The following is a 250-nucleotide window of genomic DNA, read 5'->3' as shown; positions in this document are numbered from 1 at the left end:
GATCAACAGGTCCAACCGGCACAACGGGAATAACAGGAACAACCGGAGCAACCGGAGAACCGGGTCTAACCGGAATAACCGGCGCAACGGGTTCAACGGGAATAACCGGCCCAACAGGAACAACCGGAGCAACAGGCCTAATAGGAACGACGGGAGTAACCGGCTCAACAGGAATAACCGGAATGACAGGCCCGACAGGAGAACCGGGACCGACCGGAATAACGGGAGCAACAGGAACGACGGGCGTAAC

Annotated in this window: 1 pseudogene; it reads left to right on the top strand. The window is 57.6% G+C overall.

Features of this window, described 5'->3' with window-relative positions:
* Positions 1-250, top strand: a pseudogene (locus tag CN925_RS15910) (hypothetical protein); the annotation flags it as partial.

The sequence above is a fragment of the Bacillus sp. AFS055030 genome (assembly GCF_002574545.1).
Lineage (GTDB): Bacteria > Bacillota > Bacilli > Bacillales > Bacillaceae_G > Gottfriedia.
This window is presented reverse-complemented; position numbering and strand designations above follow the sequence as displayed.